General features: G+C 52.4%; 16 protein-coding genes. 12 read left to right on the top strand and 4 right to left on the bottom strand.

Annotated elements, in window-relative coordinates; translation table 11 throughout:
• Positions 1-109: 109 nt before the first annotated feature.
• The 4 genes from dnaK to KV190_RS07435 all read left to right on the top strand — a co-directional run bounded on the left by dnaK (position 110) and on the right by KV190_RS07435 (position 4257).
• On the top strand, positions 110-2026 hold the full coding sequence (gene dnaK / locus KV190_RS07450) for a molecular chaperone DnaK (protein ID WP_460192628.1): 1917 nt from the start codon (positions 110-112) through the stop codon (positions 2024-2026).
• A 170-nt stretch (positions 2027-2196) separates the two neighbouring features.
• Positions 2197-2397, top strand: a complete 201-nt coding sequence (locus KV190_RS07445; protein ID WP_181496979.1) for a hypothetical protein — start codon at positions 2197-2199, stop codon at positions 2395-2397.
• Positions 2398-2464: 67 nt separating this feature from the next.
• Positions 2465-2707, top strand: coding sequence for a TMEM165/GDT1 family protein (locus KV190_RS07440; protein WP_255451628.1), 243 nt, complete (start codon positions 2465-2467; stop codon positions 2705-2707).
• Between the two features lie 122 nt (positions 2708-2829).
• Positions 2830-4257: a mechanosensitive ion channel domain-containing protein gene (locus KV190_RS07435; protein ID WP_460192627.1), complete on the top strand. Its 1428-nt coding sequence runs from the start codon at positions 2830-2832 to the stop codon at positions 4255-4257.
• 5 nt (positions 4258-4262) lie between these two features.
• Here the strand turns inward: KV190_RS07435 and KV190_RS07430 are convergent, their stop codons facing one another.
• From KV190_RS07430 to KV190_RS07415, 4 genes are all read right to left on the bottom strand, one after another.
• Positions 4263-4637, bottom strand: a complete 375-nt coding sequence (locus KV190_RS07430; RefSeq protein WP_460192626.1) for a YraN family protein — start codon at positions 4635-4637, stop codon at positions 4263-4265.
• 5 nt (positions 4638-4642) lie between these two features.
• Positions 4643-5923: a glutamyl-tRNA reductase gene (locus tag KV190_RS07425; RefSeq protein WP_149819508.1), complete on the bottom strand. Its 1281-nt coding sequence runs from the start codon at positions 5921-5923 to the stop codon at positions 4643-4645.
• A 103-nt stretch (positions 5924-6026) separates the two neighbouring features.
• Positions 6027-6896, bottom strand: coding sequence for an Rpn family recombination-promoting nuclease/putative transposase (locus tag KV190_RS07420; protein ID WP_460192625.1), 870 nt, complete (start codon positions 6894-6896; stop codon positions 6027-6029).
• Positions 6897-6934: 38 nt separating this feature from the next.
• On the bottom strand, positions 6935-8236 hold the full coding sequence (locus tag KV190_RS07415) for a valine--pyruvate transaminase (RefSeq protein WP_460192624.1): 1302 nt from the start codon (positions 8234-8236) through the stop codon (positions 6935-6937).
• 145 nt (positions 8237-8381) lie between these two features.
• On the opposite strand from KV190_RS07415, the gene KV190_RS07410 reads away from it, so the two are divergent.
• From KV190_RS07410 to fusA, 8 genes are all read left to right on the top strand, one after another.
• The gene (locus KV190_RS07410) at positions 8382-9668 is read left to right on the top strand and encodes an efflux RND transporter periplasmic adaptor subunit (protein WP_460192623.1); all 1287 of its coding nucleotides are present in this window, start codon (positions 8382-8384) and stop codon (positions 9666-9668) included.
• Between the two features lie 8 nt (positions 9669-9676).
• The gene (locus KV190_RS07405; RefSeq protein WP_460195250.1) at positions 9677-10096 is read left to right on the top strand and encodes a VOC family protein; all 420 of its coding nucleotides are present in this window, start codon (positions 9677-9679) and stop codon (positions 10094-10096) included.
• 55 nt (positions 10097-10151) lie between these two features.
• Entirely contained in the window at positions 10152-11645 is a 1494-nt protein-coding gene (locus KV190_RS07400; protein WP_460192622.1) for a leucyl aminopeptidase, read from the top strand.
• Entirely contained in the window at positions 11627-12469 is an 843-nt protein-coding gene (locus tag KV190_RS07395) for a class I SAM-dependent methyltransferase (protein WP_460192621.1), read from the top strand. Before KV190_RS07400 ends, KV190_RS07395 begins: the two co-directional genes overlap by 19 nt.
• Positions 12470-12493: 24 nt before the next feature.
• Positions 12494-13228: an RsmE family RNA methyltransferase gene (locus KV190_RS07390; protein ID WP_460192620.1), complete on the top strand. Its 735-nt coding sequence runs from the start codon at positions 12494-12496 to the stop codon at positions 13226-13228.
• Positions 13229-13284: 56 nt separating this feature from the next.
• The gene (gene rpsL / locus KV190_RS07385) at positions 13285-13689 is read left to right on the top strand and encodes a 30S ribosomal protein S12 (RefSeq protein ID WP_149819523.1); all 405 of its coding nucleotides are present in this window, start codon (positions 13285-13287) and stop codon (positions 13687-13689) included.
• Between the two features lie 71 nt (positions 13690-13760).
• Positions 13761-14231 (top strand): 30S ribosomal protein S7, encoded by a 471-nt coding sequence (rpsG, locus tag KV190_RS07380; RefSeq protein ID WP_149819525.1) that lies wholly within the window; start codon positions 13761-13763, stop codon positions 14229-14231.
• Between the two features lie 74 nt (positions 14232-14305).
• Positions 14306-16381, top strand: a complete 2076-nt coding sequence (gene fusA / locus KV190_RS07375) for an elongation factor G (RefSeq protein ID WP_149819527.1) — start codon at positions 14306-14308, stop codon at positions 16379-16381.
• Positions 16382-16392 lie beyond the last annotated feature (11 nt).

Below are 16392 nucleotides of genomic sequence, written 5' to 3'. Positions count from 1 at the left end.
TTTTGCTCATGGCAGGAGCGATCGCACTATAGGAAGGAGAGAGGGTTAAGCCCAATATGGGTGCTGTGCCCCGCATCGAAGTTAGCCTGCAAAGGGAGTTTTCGTCGCTATGGCAAAAGTTGTCGGAATTGATCTGGGGACCACCAACTCCTGTGTGGCCGTCATGGAAGGGGGCAAGCCCACGGTTATTGCCAATGCTGAAGGGTTTCGGACAACGCCCTCCGTTGTTGCCTACACCAAAAATGGCGATCGCCTCGTGGGTCAAATTGCCAAACGGCAAGCAGTGATGAACCCCGAAAATACCTTTTATTCTGTGAAGCGCTTTATTGGCCGTCGCTTTGATGAGGTGACCCACGAAGCCACCGAGGTCTCCTACAAAGTTTTGAACGTCAATGGCAACGTCAAGCTGGATTGCCCCGCCCTTGGCAAACAGTTTGCCCCCGAAGAAATTTCTGCTCAAGTCCTGCGCAAACTAAAAGAGGATGCCAGCAAATACCTTGGCGAGGAAGTCACCCAAGCGGTGATTACTGTGCCTGCCTATTTCAACGACTCGCAGCGCCAAGCCACCAAAGATGCTGGCAAAATTGCCGGTCTTGAAGTGCTGCGGATCATTAACGAACCCACTGCCGCCTCCTTGGCCTATGGCCTAGATAAAAAAGCCAATGAAACCATCCTCGTCTTTGACCTTGGCGGTGGTACCTTTGACGTATCCATCCTTGAAGTCGGTGATGGCGTTTTTGAAGTGCTCGCCACCTCTGGGGACACCCACCTTGGCGGTGACGACTTCGACAAGAAAATTGTGGACTACTTGGCTGAGTCTTTCCGTGCCCAAGAAGGCATTGACCTGCGCAAAGACAAACAGGCGCTGCAACGGCTGACGGAAGCGGCAGAAAAAGCCAAGATTGAACTTTCCAGCGTCATGCAAACGGAAATTAACCTGCCCTTCATTACCGCAACGCAGGATGGGCCTAAGCACCTCGACATGACGCTCACTCGCGCCAAATTTGAGGAACTCTGCTCTGACCTCATTGACCGTTGCCGCGTACCCGTTGAGCAAGCCCTCAGGGATGCCAAACTCACTAAAGAACAGATTGATGAAGTGGTGCTCGTCGGCGGTTCCACCCGCATTCCTGCCATCCAAGAGTTGGTCAAACGGCTATTGGGCAAAGACCCCAACCAGAGTGTGAACCCCGATGAAGTCGTGGCGGTGGGTGCCGCTATTCAAGCTGGGGTACTGGCAGGGGAAGTGAAAGACATTCTTCTCCTCGATGTCACACCGCTGTCTTTGGGGGTGGAAACCCTTGGTGGCGTGATGACGAAAATTATTCCCCGCAACACCACGATCCCGACGAAAAAATCCGAGGTCTTCTCCACCGCCGTTGACGGTCAAACCAATGTGGAAATCCACGTCCTGCAAGGGGAGCGGGAAATGGCCGCCGACAACAAGAGCCTCGGTACCTTCCGTTTGGATGGCATTCCCCCCGCACCACGTGGCGTGCCCCAAATCGAAGTCACGTTTGATATTGATGCCAACGGTATCCTCAACGTGACCGCTCGCGACAAAGGCACCGGCAAACAGCAGTCCATTAGCATCACTGGCGCCTCAACGCTGCCTAAGGATGAAGTGGAACGCATGGTGCGCGAAGCGGAAATGAATGCTGCTGCCGATAAAGCCAAACGTGAGAAAATCGAGACCAAGAACCAGGCAGAGCAACTCTGCTATCAAGCGGAGAAACAGTTGAGTGAGTTGGGGGATAAAGTCTCCACCAGCGATAAAGACCGTCTCACCTCCCTCATTGCCAACCTACGCTCGGAAATCGGCACTGAAGCTGAGAAGAAACCCATTGAGTCGATTGACTTTGAACGGGTGAAATCACTGATGCAGGATCTGCAACAAACCCTCTATAGCGTCGGCTCCAGTGTCTATCAAAGTACTCAGTCCAGTGATGGAACTGGCTCCAGCAGCAGCGGTAGCAGTGGCGGTGATGACGAAGTGATTGACGCTGAGTTCTCAGAAACCAAATAGTTCCGCCCATTGGCAACTTTCTGCCAGAACAAGACTCCTCCTCCCCCTAGGTGAAAGCTTAGGGGGTTTCTCATTTTTGTGAGGTGGTATGGTCACAGTTTTTTCGATCACAGGCTTCTTGTGCTAGGGGAAAAATTCCGATAGAATAAAGTTTCTGTCCTTAATTTTTGTTGAGTGCTGAGACCACCCCTACCATTGAGGTAAGCATGGCCAAACGCCGCAATCCTAAGAAAGAAAAAGCTCTTCGTAACCAAGCCTATGCTCGCAAGTTTCGCAAGCGTTCTTCGGGTCGCTACAGCCGCCGCCTAAATACGGAGAATCGCCCAGAGACGAAAACCACCGAGACGGTTGAGGAAATGACGGACGCCTAGAGGGCAATCGGTGATTAAGCGCGCGTTGCCATGGCGAGAGTTCGGGGTTGCGTTTTTAACCGTTTTTTTGGCTGAATTTGCCGATAAAACTCAAATTGCTGTTTTTTTCATGGCTGCCCGCGCTGCCTCCCCTTGGTTGGTGTTTTTGGGAGCAGCTTTGGCCTTAGTAACCACCAGTTTGATTGGGGTATTGATTGGTCGCTGGTTGTCACAGTACCTCTCGGAACAGCGATTACAAACACTGACCGGCAGTAGTCTCTTGGCGATCGCCCTTTGGCTATTGTGGGATATGTTGCACCCAAGCCTTTGATCACTAAGAGAGCAGATCCCTATTTAGGTGAGTTCTTTTAGTTGACGATCTCCCCCTGCTAAAGTGAGGGGGTTAGCTTAGGAACTGTCTAAGTTTGTGAACCCCTGAGGAGACTGTGGAGAATGCCATCTCAAGTCATTGAACTGTGGTCATCGTTCGTTAGTATTGTCGATGCACCTTTGTTTCGGCTTGGGCGGGAAACGATTTCCCTGCGTTGGTTGTTTCAAGTGGTGCTGTTGCTCATCCTCGTTGCCATTTTGGCGCGCTTTTTCAAGGGGGTGCTGAAAAATCAACTCCTACCGCGCTTGGGCTTGGATCTAGGCAATCGCGAGGCCATTTCCACTGTGATTAGCGGTGCCGGAGGAGCACTAGGCTACATTATTGTTTTGCAAGCAGTGGGGATTAATCTCGATTCCCTAGCGGTGATTATCGGTGGCTTGGGGGTGGGGATTGGTTTTGGTTTGCAGGATGTCACCCGCAATCTCATCAGTGGCCTGACGCTCCTTATTGAGCGCAAAGTCCGTGTCGGCGACTTTGTGGAAATTGAAAACATCAGTGGCTACGTGCAGGAAGTCTCAATGCGGGCGACGGTGATTCAAACTTTTAACGGTTCAAATGTGGTAGTACCCAATACCTACCTTGCCGATAGTCCGGTGCTGAATTGGTACTATGAAACCCATCGCGGTCGTATTGATATTCCCATTGGGGTGGCCTATGGGACAGATCCAGTTTTGGTGACAGAAGTCTTGCTCAATATTGCGCATTCTGAACCAGATGTCCTCAGGGAGCCAGCCCCTCGAGTGATTTTCCGTGAATTTGGCGATTCGGCTCTTGAGTTTGAACTTTGGGTATGGACGGATGCCATTGAGCGGCGAGTGTTCATTAAGAGCAGTCTCAATTTCAAGATTGATTACTACTTTCGGCAGCACAATATCTCGATTCCTTTCCCGCAACGGGACATCTGGATCCGCAATGCGCCAGCCCTCTCTCCCCTCAGTGAGCCAGTGGAAACCGTAGGGATGCCCTTGGCACCGGCAACGCCCTCCTTAAAGTCGCTGCTTCAGCAGGTGAGCTATTTTCAGTGTATGAATGATTTGCAATTACGCTTTCTCATTGAATCGGGCTACCGCAAGCACTTGGCGGCAAAGGAAATTTTGTTCCGTGCTCAGGAGGCAATCAGTAACTTCTACATCGTATTGCAGGGGCAGATGGCGGCGGTCTATGAGGAGAATGGTGAACTCAAGCCAATGATGACGTTTAATCCGGGGGAGCACTTTGGTGAACTACCACTGATGCTGGGGGTCGCCTGCCCAGCAACGATGATGGCAATGACGGATACAGTCCTGTTTGTCCTACCACGGGAGGGATTTGAACAGTTGCTAAAAGAACACCCTTCCCTTGCTGATGATATTGCGGTGGCGATCGCCCGCCGTCAGGATGTGCTGGCGCAACATCAACAGGAGCTTCAGCAACTGAGTCGCCAAGAGCAGGATCAAAGTCAGCCCATTAACTGGATTCGCGATCGCCTGCAAAAACTCCTGAGTTGGTAAAGTGCTCAATCAGTGGCGTCCAGTGTAAATGCGTGCTCCAAGTATTGATGCAGCCGATAGGTACCTGCTTGGTATCGCACCAAGGCCACATCGAAGCGACAGGGATGATCCTGCCACTGGGGCTGACGTTCTAGGAAGGCTTGGGCGGCCAAAATGAGTTTGTGTTGCTTGCTAAGGGAAATCGCGCCAAGGCCATCATAATCCCAGTTGCGGGAACGGCGAGTTTTCACTTCGACAAAGAGCACCACGCCCCCCGGATCACAGGCAATAATATCCAGTTCACCCCAAGGGCAAGACCAGTTCTGAGCCAAAATTTGACACTGCTGGGTTTGTAGCCACGCGACAACTACCGCTTCCCCGCGATCGCCCACGTGGCGCATAGGCTCTAGGCTTCGATGGGTTCGAGATTAAACAAGTCTTGGAGGGTCTGCATAGCGCGTTGACGACTTTCTAAATCCCGCTGTGATTGCAGTTGCACGGTTGGATCATGGAGAATCTTGTTAATAATCGTGCGCGTCATTGCTTCAATGACCCCTTGGTGCTTATCACCAAACTCACTACCCAAGCGAGAAAGGGCTTTTTCCAGCTCTTGGGTACGGATCGCTTCCATTTTTTGGCGCAGACTGCGGATGGTGGGAATCGTTTCTAGGGCGTGCCACCAAGCCAAAAAGGTCTCTAATTCTTCTTCAAGGATACCCTCAGCCTCTTGAGCCAATTGGCGTCGCGCCTCTTGGTTTTGGGCGACAACTGCTTCGAGATCATCCACATTAAACAGTTGCACGGAGGCCAATTCCGTCACGTTGGCATGGACATTGCGGGGCACAGAAATATCAATGATTGATAGGGGGCGATCGCCGGTGAGCACCGACCCTAAATTCTCACGATCCAAGAGGGGTTGTGTCGCTGCTGTGCCCGTAAAGACCAAATCCATCGCTGCCACAATCGGCAGTAGATCCGTCATCGTAAAGAGTTCAAAGCGTACTTCGGGAAACTGCTGCGCCAGTTCCTGTGCCCGTTCCAAGGAGCGGTTGATAATGCTCATCTCCTTCACCCCTCGGGCAATCAGGTGTTGCACCACCAAGCGGGACATTTTGCCCGCACCGACAATAGCAATGCGGCAGTTCTGGAGATTTTGCAGCCGCAGGTCGGCGAGTTCCACCGCCGCTGAGCTAATGGAGACCGCTCCCGTCCCAATACTCGTTTCTGTGCGTACCCGTTTACCGGCAGCGATCGCCCCCGTAAAGAGGCGATTGAGAATAGACCCAATGGACTTGTACTGCTGCCCTAACTGATGACAGCGTTTCACTTGGGAGAGAATTTGCCCTTCACCAATCACCAAGCTATCTAGCCCCGAGGCCACCCGCATGAGATGCATCACCGCATCCTGATGCAGCAGGATAAAGAGGTAGGGACGCAGTTGGGGCAGGGGAATATGACTCCACTCACTGAGAAACTGATGCACTTCCCGCACGCCCACCTCAGTGTCACTGGTAACAATGTAAATTTCTAAGCGGTTACAGGTGCTAAGGATGGTCGCTTCCTGAATATGGGCGTAGCCGCATAGATGTTGCAGTGCCCGCTCCCGCACATCCTCTGGCACACTCAATTTTTCGCGCACATCCACAGGGGCGGTTTTGTGACTCAAGCCAATGACAGCAATATTCATAGGAATCGGTTGACGTTCGGCTGCAACTCCATCAATTGTTGTATCAGGATTCTTGAGCCTCCTTCACGCTTGTTTGCAAGTCTTTACTAAAGGAGGATTCTCCCTAACCGAGATTTCTGAGCCAGCCTCTCAGGTCTTCAAGGGTCGCAAAGTCAAGGAGTGCCTCTGCCAAAGTCTCAATCTGAGTGGGTGGGAGTTGGCGAATCGCTGCTTCAAGGTCAGCCGGTATATCCCCAAACCGTCGCCTGAGGAGCCGCAAAATGACAAGTGCTTCTCCCTGCTGTAGTCCCTGTTGTAATCCTTGTTGTAATCCCTCTTCTCGCGCCTCAGCATACACTTCTTGATAAAATCGCGTCCGCTTTAGTTCGTCAGTGGTAAACCCCAACATGGGCAGCACCTCCTCGCGACTTAGCTTGGTGAACTTGTAGAGCACAATGGTTGTGATCAACTCCATTATGACTTCTGGCCTTGGAACTGCCTCTATGCGAGTGCGCTCTGCCAGCATCCGCGCTGCTGTCGGCATTTCTGCTTCAGGTAACACCGTGAGCTGCATCAGGGCTAGGTTCAATGGCAAGGCCTGAAGTGAACCGAGTTCATTTAGATACACCCGACGCAGGCGATCGCTATTCACTAACAATTGATACGGCTCAAAAGACTCTTGTTCAGTTTGGCGATTGGGATAAATGACTACCGCTTGCCAATCAGAGAAGGTCTGGCGATACAGGCGCAAGTAGAGAAAGATTTCAGCAAAGAAGCGTTCATAGAAGGTCGTATCCCGCTGAAACTGAACCTCGCAAAAATAGACCGTTCCTGAGGGGTCAGGGGGTACGAAGACGCCGTCAATGCGAAAGGCGGTTTGTTTGAGTTCCACAGAGTCAAAGCGGTAACCCATGGGATGGTCTATTCCCAATAGGTCAAATAGCGTTTCGGGTAACTGCGCAAACAGTTGGTAAAAGAGAGAGTCACGATGCATTGAAAAAGGGGAGAACGGTTAGTCCCGCATCGGGGAACCTAAGCAAGGACATCTGAATAGGAGCGGTTAGGGGATTCTTGATAGACCTGGGTAATGGTGGCGGCTAGTCGTTGCATGCCAAGGGCAATTTCCTCATCACTAGCAGTGAGACTAATACGCAGGCACTCCTGTTTGTGGCGCCACGGCTCGGTCAAGCCGGGGAAAAAGGAACTGCCGGGAACGACAATCACCCCTGCTCGCTTCAGATGTTGATATAGTTCCCAATCTGTCATGGGTAAGTCCCGTAACCACAGCCACGCGAAAATCGCCCCCTCACCGCGATGCAAAAACCAAGGAAGGTCGTTCGGCAAAGCAGTTCGTAGGGTTTCTTCGAGAACTGTAAACTTGCGTTGATAGAAGGGACGAATGACATTGACGGATACTTCGGCTAGGGCACCATTGGCAATGGCTAATGCCGCGATCGCCTGACCGTAGCGCGAGGCATGAATACAGGCATTGGTTTGAAAGGCTTCAAGGACACTCAAAATCTCGCGATCGCCAATGGCAATCCCCACCCGTTCCCCCGGTAGTCCCGCCTTGGAGAGGCTGAGGCAGTGGACAATATTGCCGCCAAAAACGGGTGCCAGTTCCGTAAAGTTCAGACTGGGATAGGGGGGGCCATAGGCGGCATCAATCAACACTGGAACGCCATAGGGGACAGCGAGATCAGCAATTTGCCGCACCTCGACATCCGTGAGCACATTTCCCGTCGGATTGCAGGGGCGGGAGAAGATGACGCATCCAGTCGTCTCATCAATGTGGAGTTGTTGAAAGTCGGGACGATACTTAAAGGTGTGATCCGCTTCAAAAATCTCAAGGCGCGGACGATAGGCAACAACGGTATCAGGGGTGAGGCTGACGCCACCGTAGCCCGTATATTCTGGACTCAAAGGGAGAACGACTTTCTTTAATTCACCGTTGGCGCTAAAGCCCCCAAAAGCATTGGCGGCAAAGAAGTAGATGGCCTGACTACCGGGGGTGACGAGGACATTGCGCTCCGTCAGGTTCAAACCATAGCGGCGGTTAAAATCATCGACAACAGCAGCAATTAGCGGTTCATACCCTTGGCTTGTGCCGTAGCGGCAGACCACTTGGCCAAATTCTGGGCTGGCCATTAGCTCGTGGGTACAGTCACGCCACAGTTGCTCCACCTCTGGAACAATGAGGGGGTTACCTGCACTCAGGTTAATCAGGTCTTGACCGCGATTCAGGCGTAACGTCTCAATAATATCCTTCATGATTGCCCGAACTCCCGTCAGTTGGGACATTTGCTGGCCAATCTGGGAGAGTGCAGGATTCATAGGCAAAGGACATAGACAGTATTGGTTAGGATAGCATCTGCGCTTCTATTGAGGGACAGATAAAACTCATAGGCATCATCAATGCGGCTATTCAGTGGGTCACTGTAACATAACGTTAGAATAGGGCAAGAACTGTAAAGCATTCATGGCAGCGTTTATCCCTTTTGTTGGTAAACCTTCTTCCCCTTGGCGATCGCTCGTGATTGGGGTGATTGCTGCTGGTCTGATTGGCAGTGGTGGCCTACTGCTGTGGCGATCGCGCCAAACGCCCCTTGATCTAGATCGCTACACCGTACCCGTTCAAGACAGTCGCGATTTAGTTGCTCGCATCGCTGCCACTGGCAAAGTCGTCCCTGTACAAACCGTCAATATCAGTCCAAAACGGGCAGGTCTTCTCGCCGAACTCTACGTTGAGCAGGGCGATCAGGTTAAGGCGGGTCAAATCATCGCCCGTATGGACAACCGCGATGAGCAGGCGCAACTCGCCCAAGCCCAAGCCAACCTAGCTGATGCCATTGCCCGTCGCGATCGCGTGGTTGCCGGCAACCGTGCCGAGGAAATTGCCCAAGCCGAAGCCCAAGTACGAGCAGCCGCCACCCGTGCGCAATTGGCGCAAGAACGCCTGAAACGCAATGAATTGCTCGCGGCTGAGGGTGCGATTCCCCGCGATACCCTTGATGAACTAAAAGCGAATCGGGATAGCGCGATCGCCAACCTGAATGAAGCCCAAAAGCGCCTGCAACTATTACAGCGTGGCTCCCGCAGTGAAGAAATCCGCCAAGCAGAAGCAAGCGTCGCCGCTGCCCAAGCCCAAGTTGAAGCTGCCCGTGCTGCTTTTGAAGATACAGTGATTCGCGCTCCTTTTACGGGGATTATTACCCAGAAGTACGCCAATCCGGGAGCCTTTGTGACACCGACCACCACCGCCTCTGCCACGACCTCTGCCACTTCCACCTCAATTGTGGCGATCGCTGAGGGCTTAGAAATTCTTGCCGAAGTACCAGAAGTGGATATTGGCCAAGTGCTCGTGGGGCAACCCGTTGAAATCCGTGCCGATGCCTATCCAGGGGAAACCTTTGCAGGACGAGTGCGCTTAGTGGCACCTGAAGCGGTTGTGGAGCAAAATGTCACCTTCTTTCAGGTGCGGGTTTCCTTGGTGACAGGGCTAGAGAAGCTGCGTTCCGGAATGAATGTGGACTTAGATTTTCTGGGGCAAAAAATTAACAATGCCCTGCTGGTGCCGACGGTGGCCATTGCCGTTGAGCGCGGTCAAACCGGTGTTTATGTTGTGGGTGAAGACAATCAGCCAAAATTTCGCCCTGTCACCATTGGCAGTAGCTGGCAAGATCAAACCCAGATTATCAGCGGTGTCAGTGTCGGTGAGCGCGTCTTTATTGATTTTCCTGAGCGGTTGCGGCCAAAACAAGACTAGTTATGGGTTTGCATCACGTTTCCATCCGCACAGCCAATATTCAGCGGGCGATCGCCTTCTATGAGTGCCTAGGCTTCACAATGGATGTCCGCTTTACCACGGGCTATACCCTTGCCTGTTGGCTCAAGGGCTGGCACACCCGCCTCGAACTTCTGCAAGTCCCTGAACCCCAGCCACCTGCCGATCCTTTTCACGATGAGCACTACGTCGGCTACTACCATCTTTCCTTTGATCTTAGTGACCATCCTGACCCCCTCGAGACGTGGCTCAATCAGGTGGGAGAAACATTAAAGGCACAGCGTTTACCCTTTGAGCTATTGCTGAAGCCCACCCAGCAAGTGATTGGGGCGCACCTTTATCATGTCGCCTTTATGCGTGACTGCGATGGCTTGCCCCTTGAATTTTTGCAGTGTCTGGGTTCCTGCTGAGGCCTAAACGCCGATAAAATAAGGGGGGTGAGAGATTTTTGGGTCGTAGATAGGCATGCAACTGCAAACGGTTACCACAGCTATTCCCGACTGGTCGGGGGATTTATTGGCGATCGCTGTCTTTCAAACGGAAGGCACCCTCACCCTCACCGACCCCTACACGACCCTTGATCAACGCCTCAATGGCCTCTTACAGGAACTGATCAACGAAGGGGAATTTCAAGGCAAATCCGGTACCTCCCTGCTCGTGCGTCTATTGCCCAACTTCCCCATTAAAAAGCTTCTCCTTGTGGGCTTAGGGAATCGCGATGACTTTAACCTAGAGACCCTGCGCCGCACTGCTGCGACCATTGCCCGTACGGCTCGCCGTGAACGCGCAAAAACATTAGGCATGACACTGCCCCACGAGACTTTAGAAGCGGCAGATGCTGCCCAAGCCATTGCTGAAGGGGTTCTCCTTGCCCTCCACAGTGATGTGCGTTTTAAGTCGGATCCTGAAGCTCGTAAACTCCTGCCCTATCCAGAATCTGTGAGCCTGTTGGGCTTAGGGGAGCAAACAGCGGCCTTGACCCGTGCCCAGCAGATTTGTGATGGGGTGATTTTGGCTCGTGAACTGGTGAATGCCCCAGCGAATGAAGTGACACCTGTGACCCTGGCGGAAACGGCTCAGCAATTGGCAGCTACCTACGGCCTGACGGCAAAAATTTTGGAGCGCGATGAATGTGCCGCCTTGGGTATGGGGGCCTTTTTGGGGGTGGCTCAGGCGTCTGATCTACCGCCGAAATTTATTCACCTCACCTACACTCCCCCCGGCAATGTCCAGAAGAAAATTGCCCTCGTTGGCAAAGGGTTAACGTTTGATTCTGGTGGCCTCAACCTCAAGACCCAAGGGGGCATTGAAACCATGAAGATGGACATGGGGGGAGCCGCAGCCGTTTTGGGAACGGCCAAGGTCATTGGTCAACTCAAGCCCGCTGGCATTGAAGTTCACTTTATTATCGCCGCCACCGAAAACATGATCAGTGGCCATGCCATGCATCCCGGAGATATTCTCACCGCCTCCAACGGTAAAACCATCGAGGTCAACAACACCGATGCTGAAGGCCGCCTCACCCTTGCCGATGCCCTTGTCTATGCTGAAAAACTAGGCGTAGATGCCATTGTTGATTTGGCAACGCTGACAGGTGCCTGTATTGTTGCCTTAGGGGATAATATTGCCGGTCTTTGGAGCAATAATTCAGAATTGGCGCAAGCCCTGCAAAAGGCCAGCGATCGCTCCGGTGAGAAATTCTGGCAAATGCCCCTTGAGAATAAATACTTTGAGGGTATGAAGTCCCAAGTGGCCGATATGAAAAACACGGGTCCGCGATCGGCGGGATCAATCACTGCTGCCCTATTTCTTCAGCAATTTGTCGATCACACCCCTTGGGCACACCTTGATATTGCTGGCCCAGTCTGGACGGAAAAAGAGGATGGCTACAATAATCCCTGTGGGACGGGTTACCCTGTGCGCACCTTGGTAGAGTGGTTATGCAGTCTCAGCTCCTAAAACTGGTCAACGTTGGTTGTGGTCAGACCTTCCACCCTGAGTGGCTAAACTTTGATGTAGTACCAACCGCTGCGGGGGTAAGACGTTGGGATCTTCGTCGCGGCTTGCCTTTTGCAGAAGGGGAAGTTGATGCTATTTATTCTTCTCATGTTCTTGAACACTTGAATTACAACGAGGCAAAAAGATTCATCGGCGAGTCTTGGCGAATTCTCAAACCCGGTGGCATTTTGCGCATTGTTGTTCCCGACCTAGAGCAAACAACCCGTGCTTACCTAGCTGAGCTAGATGCTTTGCGAGAGGGCAAGCAAACAGACAGTGCTAACTATGACTGGCTAAAACTGGAGCTTTTAGATCAACTTGTCCGCCATCATAGTGGTGGGGCAATGGCAACATATCTTCTGAATCCAAACATCCCAAATCCTGACTTTGTGCGCTCTCGCATCGGCCAAGAGGCTGAAAATTTCTTCAAAATAGCCCAACAACCACAAACAACTAAGATATTTCTCAAGAAAATATTGAGGCCACTACGTTATCCCCGTGAGTTACTCGCGAAAATTTTAATCTGGCCAATTCTTGGAAAACGAGGCGTAGATGCTCTTAATGTAGGACTGTTTCGCCTGAGTGGTGAAGCTCACTTATGGATGTACGACAGCTACTCTCTCAAGGTCTTGATTGAAGCTTGTGGTTTTCAAGACTGTCGTGCCGTCTCTGCTTTTGAGAGTCGTATTCCAGAATTTTCCCGTTACAACTTAGATGTGGTTGACGGCCAAGTGCGCAAGCCTGATTCTCTGTTTATGGAAGCTGTAAAGCCTGTCAGTAGCTAAGGAGTTCGACAAGCACCCCCATTCATGCGATCGCCCCAGCGGTTAGTTGTCTCACCCTCACAAATTCAAGACCAACAGGTGTGGCTCACTCCTGAGCAAGTCCACTATCTCCGCCATGTCCTGCGCTTAAAAGATAACGATGTCATCTCGATTCTGGATGGCCAAGGCCAGCGATGGCGAGGCAGGCTTGGTGTGAATGGGCAGACTGTCGCATTATTGGAAACTGAAAAGCAAGAGACGGAGCTAAGTGTAGAAATTATTCTCTGTCTCGCTCTGCTGAAGGCGGCAAACTTTGAGCAAGTGCTGCAACAGGCAACGGAATTGGGGGTCAAGCGTATCATTCCGATTCAAACGGCGCGATCGCTCCTTCAACCCAGTGCCAATAAATACCAGCGTTGGCAGCGCATTCTCCAAGAGGCCGCCGAGCAAAGTGAGCGCCTTTATGTGCCCACCCTCAGTGATCCCCTCTCCGTTGCCGAAATGATCAGCCTCACCCCCAAGGGCTACATTGCCAGTTTGAGTGCCTCACAGCTCCTGTGGGATTGCTTGCCCCAGATGGATTTATCTCAGCCGATTTATCTGGCGATCGGGCCAGAGGGGGGATGGACAGCCTCAGAAGTGGAGCAGGTCTTGGCCGCTGGTTGGCAGGCATTTTCCTTGGGGCAGCGTACCCTGAGAGCCGTCACTGCCGCGATCGCCAGCCTGACCTTAGTGAGCCATTACACTGAGAGGCACTGCGCAACGGCACAACAGCATTGACAACGCGACGGCTACCTCGATACACTAGAAGTTCGGTGAAATTAACGTAAGCAGCAATGCCCACCATCCAGCAACTGATCCGCCAAGAGCGGGAACTGTTGAAAAAGAAAACAAAATCTCCTGCCCTCAAAAGCTGCCCCCAACGGCGTGGGGTATGCACACGGGTCTATACCACAACCCCCAAAAAGCCCAATTCTGCCCTGCGCAAAGTGGCACGGGTACGCTTAACCTCTGGCTTTGAGGTCACCGCCTATATTCCGGGAATTGGCCACAATTTGCAGGAGCACTCTGTGGTGATGATTCGCGGCGGTCGGGTTAAAGATTTGCCCGGTGTCCGCTACCACATTATCCGTGGCACGCTGGATACCGCTGGTGTCAAAGACCGTAAACAAGGTCGCTCCAAATATGGTGCCAAGCGTCCCAAACCCGGTGAGGCTGCTGCTACCGGCAAGAAAAAATAATTTCCGTTCTCTTATCTCCTTGAGTCCACCCTTGAAACCCTAAACTTCACTAGAGCAAACAGCAAACACCTATGTCTCGTCGCACTCGCGCTCAAAAACGGCCTACTGCCCCTGATCCGGTCTATAACAACGTGCTGGTGAATATGTTGATCCAGCGGATTATGCTCAATGGCAAAAAATCCCTTGCCAGCCGCATTGTCTATGACGCGATGAAAACCGTACAGGAGCGCACCGGCGAGGATGCTCTGCAAATTTTTGAGCGTGCAGTGAAAAATGCAACGCCCCTAGTGGAAGTGAAAGCCCGCCGTGTGGGGGGTGCCACCTACCAAGTGCCCATGGAAGTTCGTCCCGACCGCGGGGTCGCCTTGGCTTTGCGCTGGTTAGTGCAATTTTCCCGCAAACGCGCCGGTCGTTCGATGTCCGCCAAGCTGGCCAATGAATTGATGGATGCCGCCAACGAAACCGGCAGCACCATTCGTAAACGGGAAGAAACCCACAAGATGGCAGAAGCCAACAAGGCCTTTGCCCACTATCGCTATTAAACCGTCACACGGTTCAAGAGTTGGATACAATTATTTAAGAATTCTAACGTAATGCAACAAACAAGGAGGTAGCTGTGGCACGGACGACCCCGCTAGAGCGAGTGCGAAACATCGGGATTGCCGCTCACATTGATGCGGGTAAAACAACCACAACTGAACGTATTCTTTTCTATTCCGGTGTGGTGCACAAAATTGGCGAAGTGCACGAGGGTACCACGGTTACCGACTGGATGGAACAGGAGCGGGAGCGGGGCATCACCATTACAGCCGCCGCCATTAGCACCTCTTGGAAAGACCACCAGATCAACATTATTGACACCCCCGGCCACGTGGACTTCACGATTGAGGTGGAGCGCTCCATGCGGGTTCTTGATGGGGTAATTGCCGTATTCTGCTCCGTCGGTGGTGTGCAACCGCAATCAGAAACTGTGTGGCGGCAAGCCGATCGCTACAGCGTCCCGCGCATCGTCTTTGTCAACAAGATGGATCGCACTGGGGCAAACTTCTACAAAGTCTATGACCAGATTCGCGATCGCCTGCGGGCGAATGCCGTGCCGATTCAGTTGCCCATTGGTGCTGAAGATCAGTTCAAAGGCATCGTTGATCTAGTGCGGATGCGCGCCAAAATCTACAAAGACGACCTTGGCAAGGAAATCGAAGATACCGAAATTCCTGCCGAGATGACTGAACTGGCGGAAGAGTATCGCACCAAGCTCATCGAGGCGGTTGCCGAAACCGATGATGCCCTCATGGAAAAATACTTTGAGGGGGAAGAACTCACAGAAGAGGAAATCCGTGCCGCCCTACGCAAAGGGACGATCGCTGGCACCATTGTGCCGATGCTTTGCGGCTCCGCCTTCAAAAACAAAGGCGTGCAATTGCTCCTTGATGCCGTGGTGGACTACCTGCCAGCACCCATTGACATTCCAGCGATTAAAGGTCATCTGCCCGATGGCACAGAGGTGGAGCGGGCTGCCGACGACGATCAGCCCCTAGCGGCACTGGCCTTCAAAATCATGTCGGATCCCTATGGCCGCCTGACCTTCGTGCGTGTCTATTCCGGGGTTCTTAAAAAAGGCAGCTATGTGCTCAATGCCACCAAGGGCAAGAAAGAGCGCATTTCGCGTCTGATTGTGCTCAAAGCCGATGAGCGGATTGAGGTGGATGAACTGCGAGCCGGCGATTTAGGAGCTGCCTTGGGTCTGAAGGAAACCTTCACGGGGGATACCCTCTGCGATGAAAGCTCGCCCGTGATCCTTGAATCGCTGTACATTCCAGAGCCAGTGATTTCCGTGGCTGTGGAACCCAAAACCAAGCAGGACATGGAAAAACTCTCCAAAGCCCTGCAAGCCCTCTCTGAGGAAGACCCCACCTTCCGCGTCAGCGTTGATCCTGAAACCAACCAAACCGTGATTGCGGGCATGGGGGAACTGCACCTTGAGATCCTTGTGGATCGGATGCAGCGGGAGTTCAAAGTGGAAGCCAATATTGGCCAACCCCAAGTGGCCTACCGCGAAACGATTCGCAAACCTGTCCGTGCCGAAGGCAAGTTTATCCGTCAAAGTGGCGGTAAAGGCCAGTATGGTCACGTTGTGATTGAAGTAGAGCCTGCTGAACCCGGTACTGGGTTTGAATTTGTCTCCAAAATTGTTGGTGGTGTCGTACCCAAAGAGTACATTCCACCCGCTGAGCAGGGGATGAAGGAAGCCTGTGAATCGGGGATTTTGGCAGGGTACCCAGTGATTGACCTCAAAGTCACACTAGTGGATGGCTCCTACCACGAGGTTGACTCCTCAGAGATGGCCTTCAAAATTGCTGGCTCCATGGCCATTAAAGAGGCAGTGATGAAAGCCAATCCAGTGCTGCTGGAGCCAATGATGAAGGTCGAGGTCGAGGTTCCAGAAGAATTCCTTGGGACAGTGATGGGAGACCTAATTTCCCGTCGCGGTCAAATTGAGGGACAAACCGTGGAAAATGGCATTGCCAAAGTAACGGCAAAAGTCCCTCTCGAACGGATGTTTGGTTATGCCACTGACATTCGCTCGAATACCCAAGGTCGGGGAATTTTCTCGATGGAATTTAGCCATTACGAGGAAGTCCCCCGTAATGTGGCTGAGGCGATCATTGCCAAAAATAAAGGGAACGCATAGTCTATACGAGG

This window comes from Thermosynechococcus sp. FA-CM-4201, from assembly GCF_054689355.1.
This window is presented reverse-complemented; position numbering and strand designations above follow the sequence as displayed.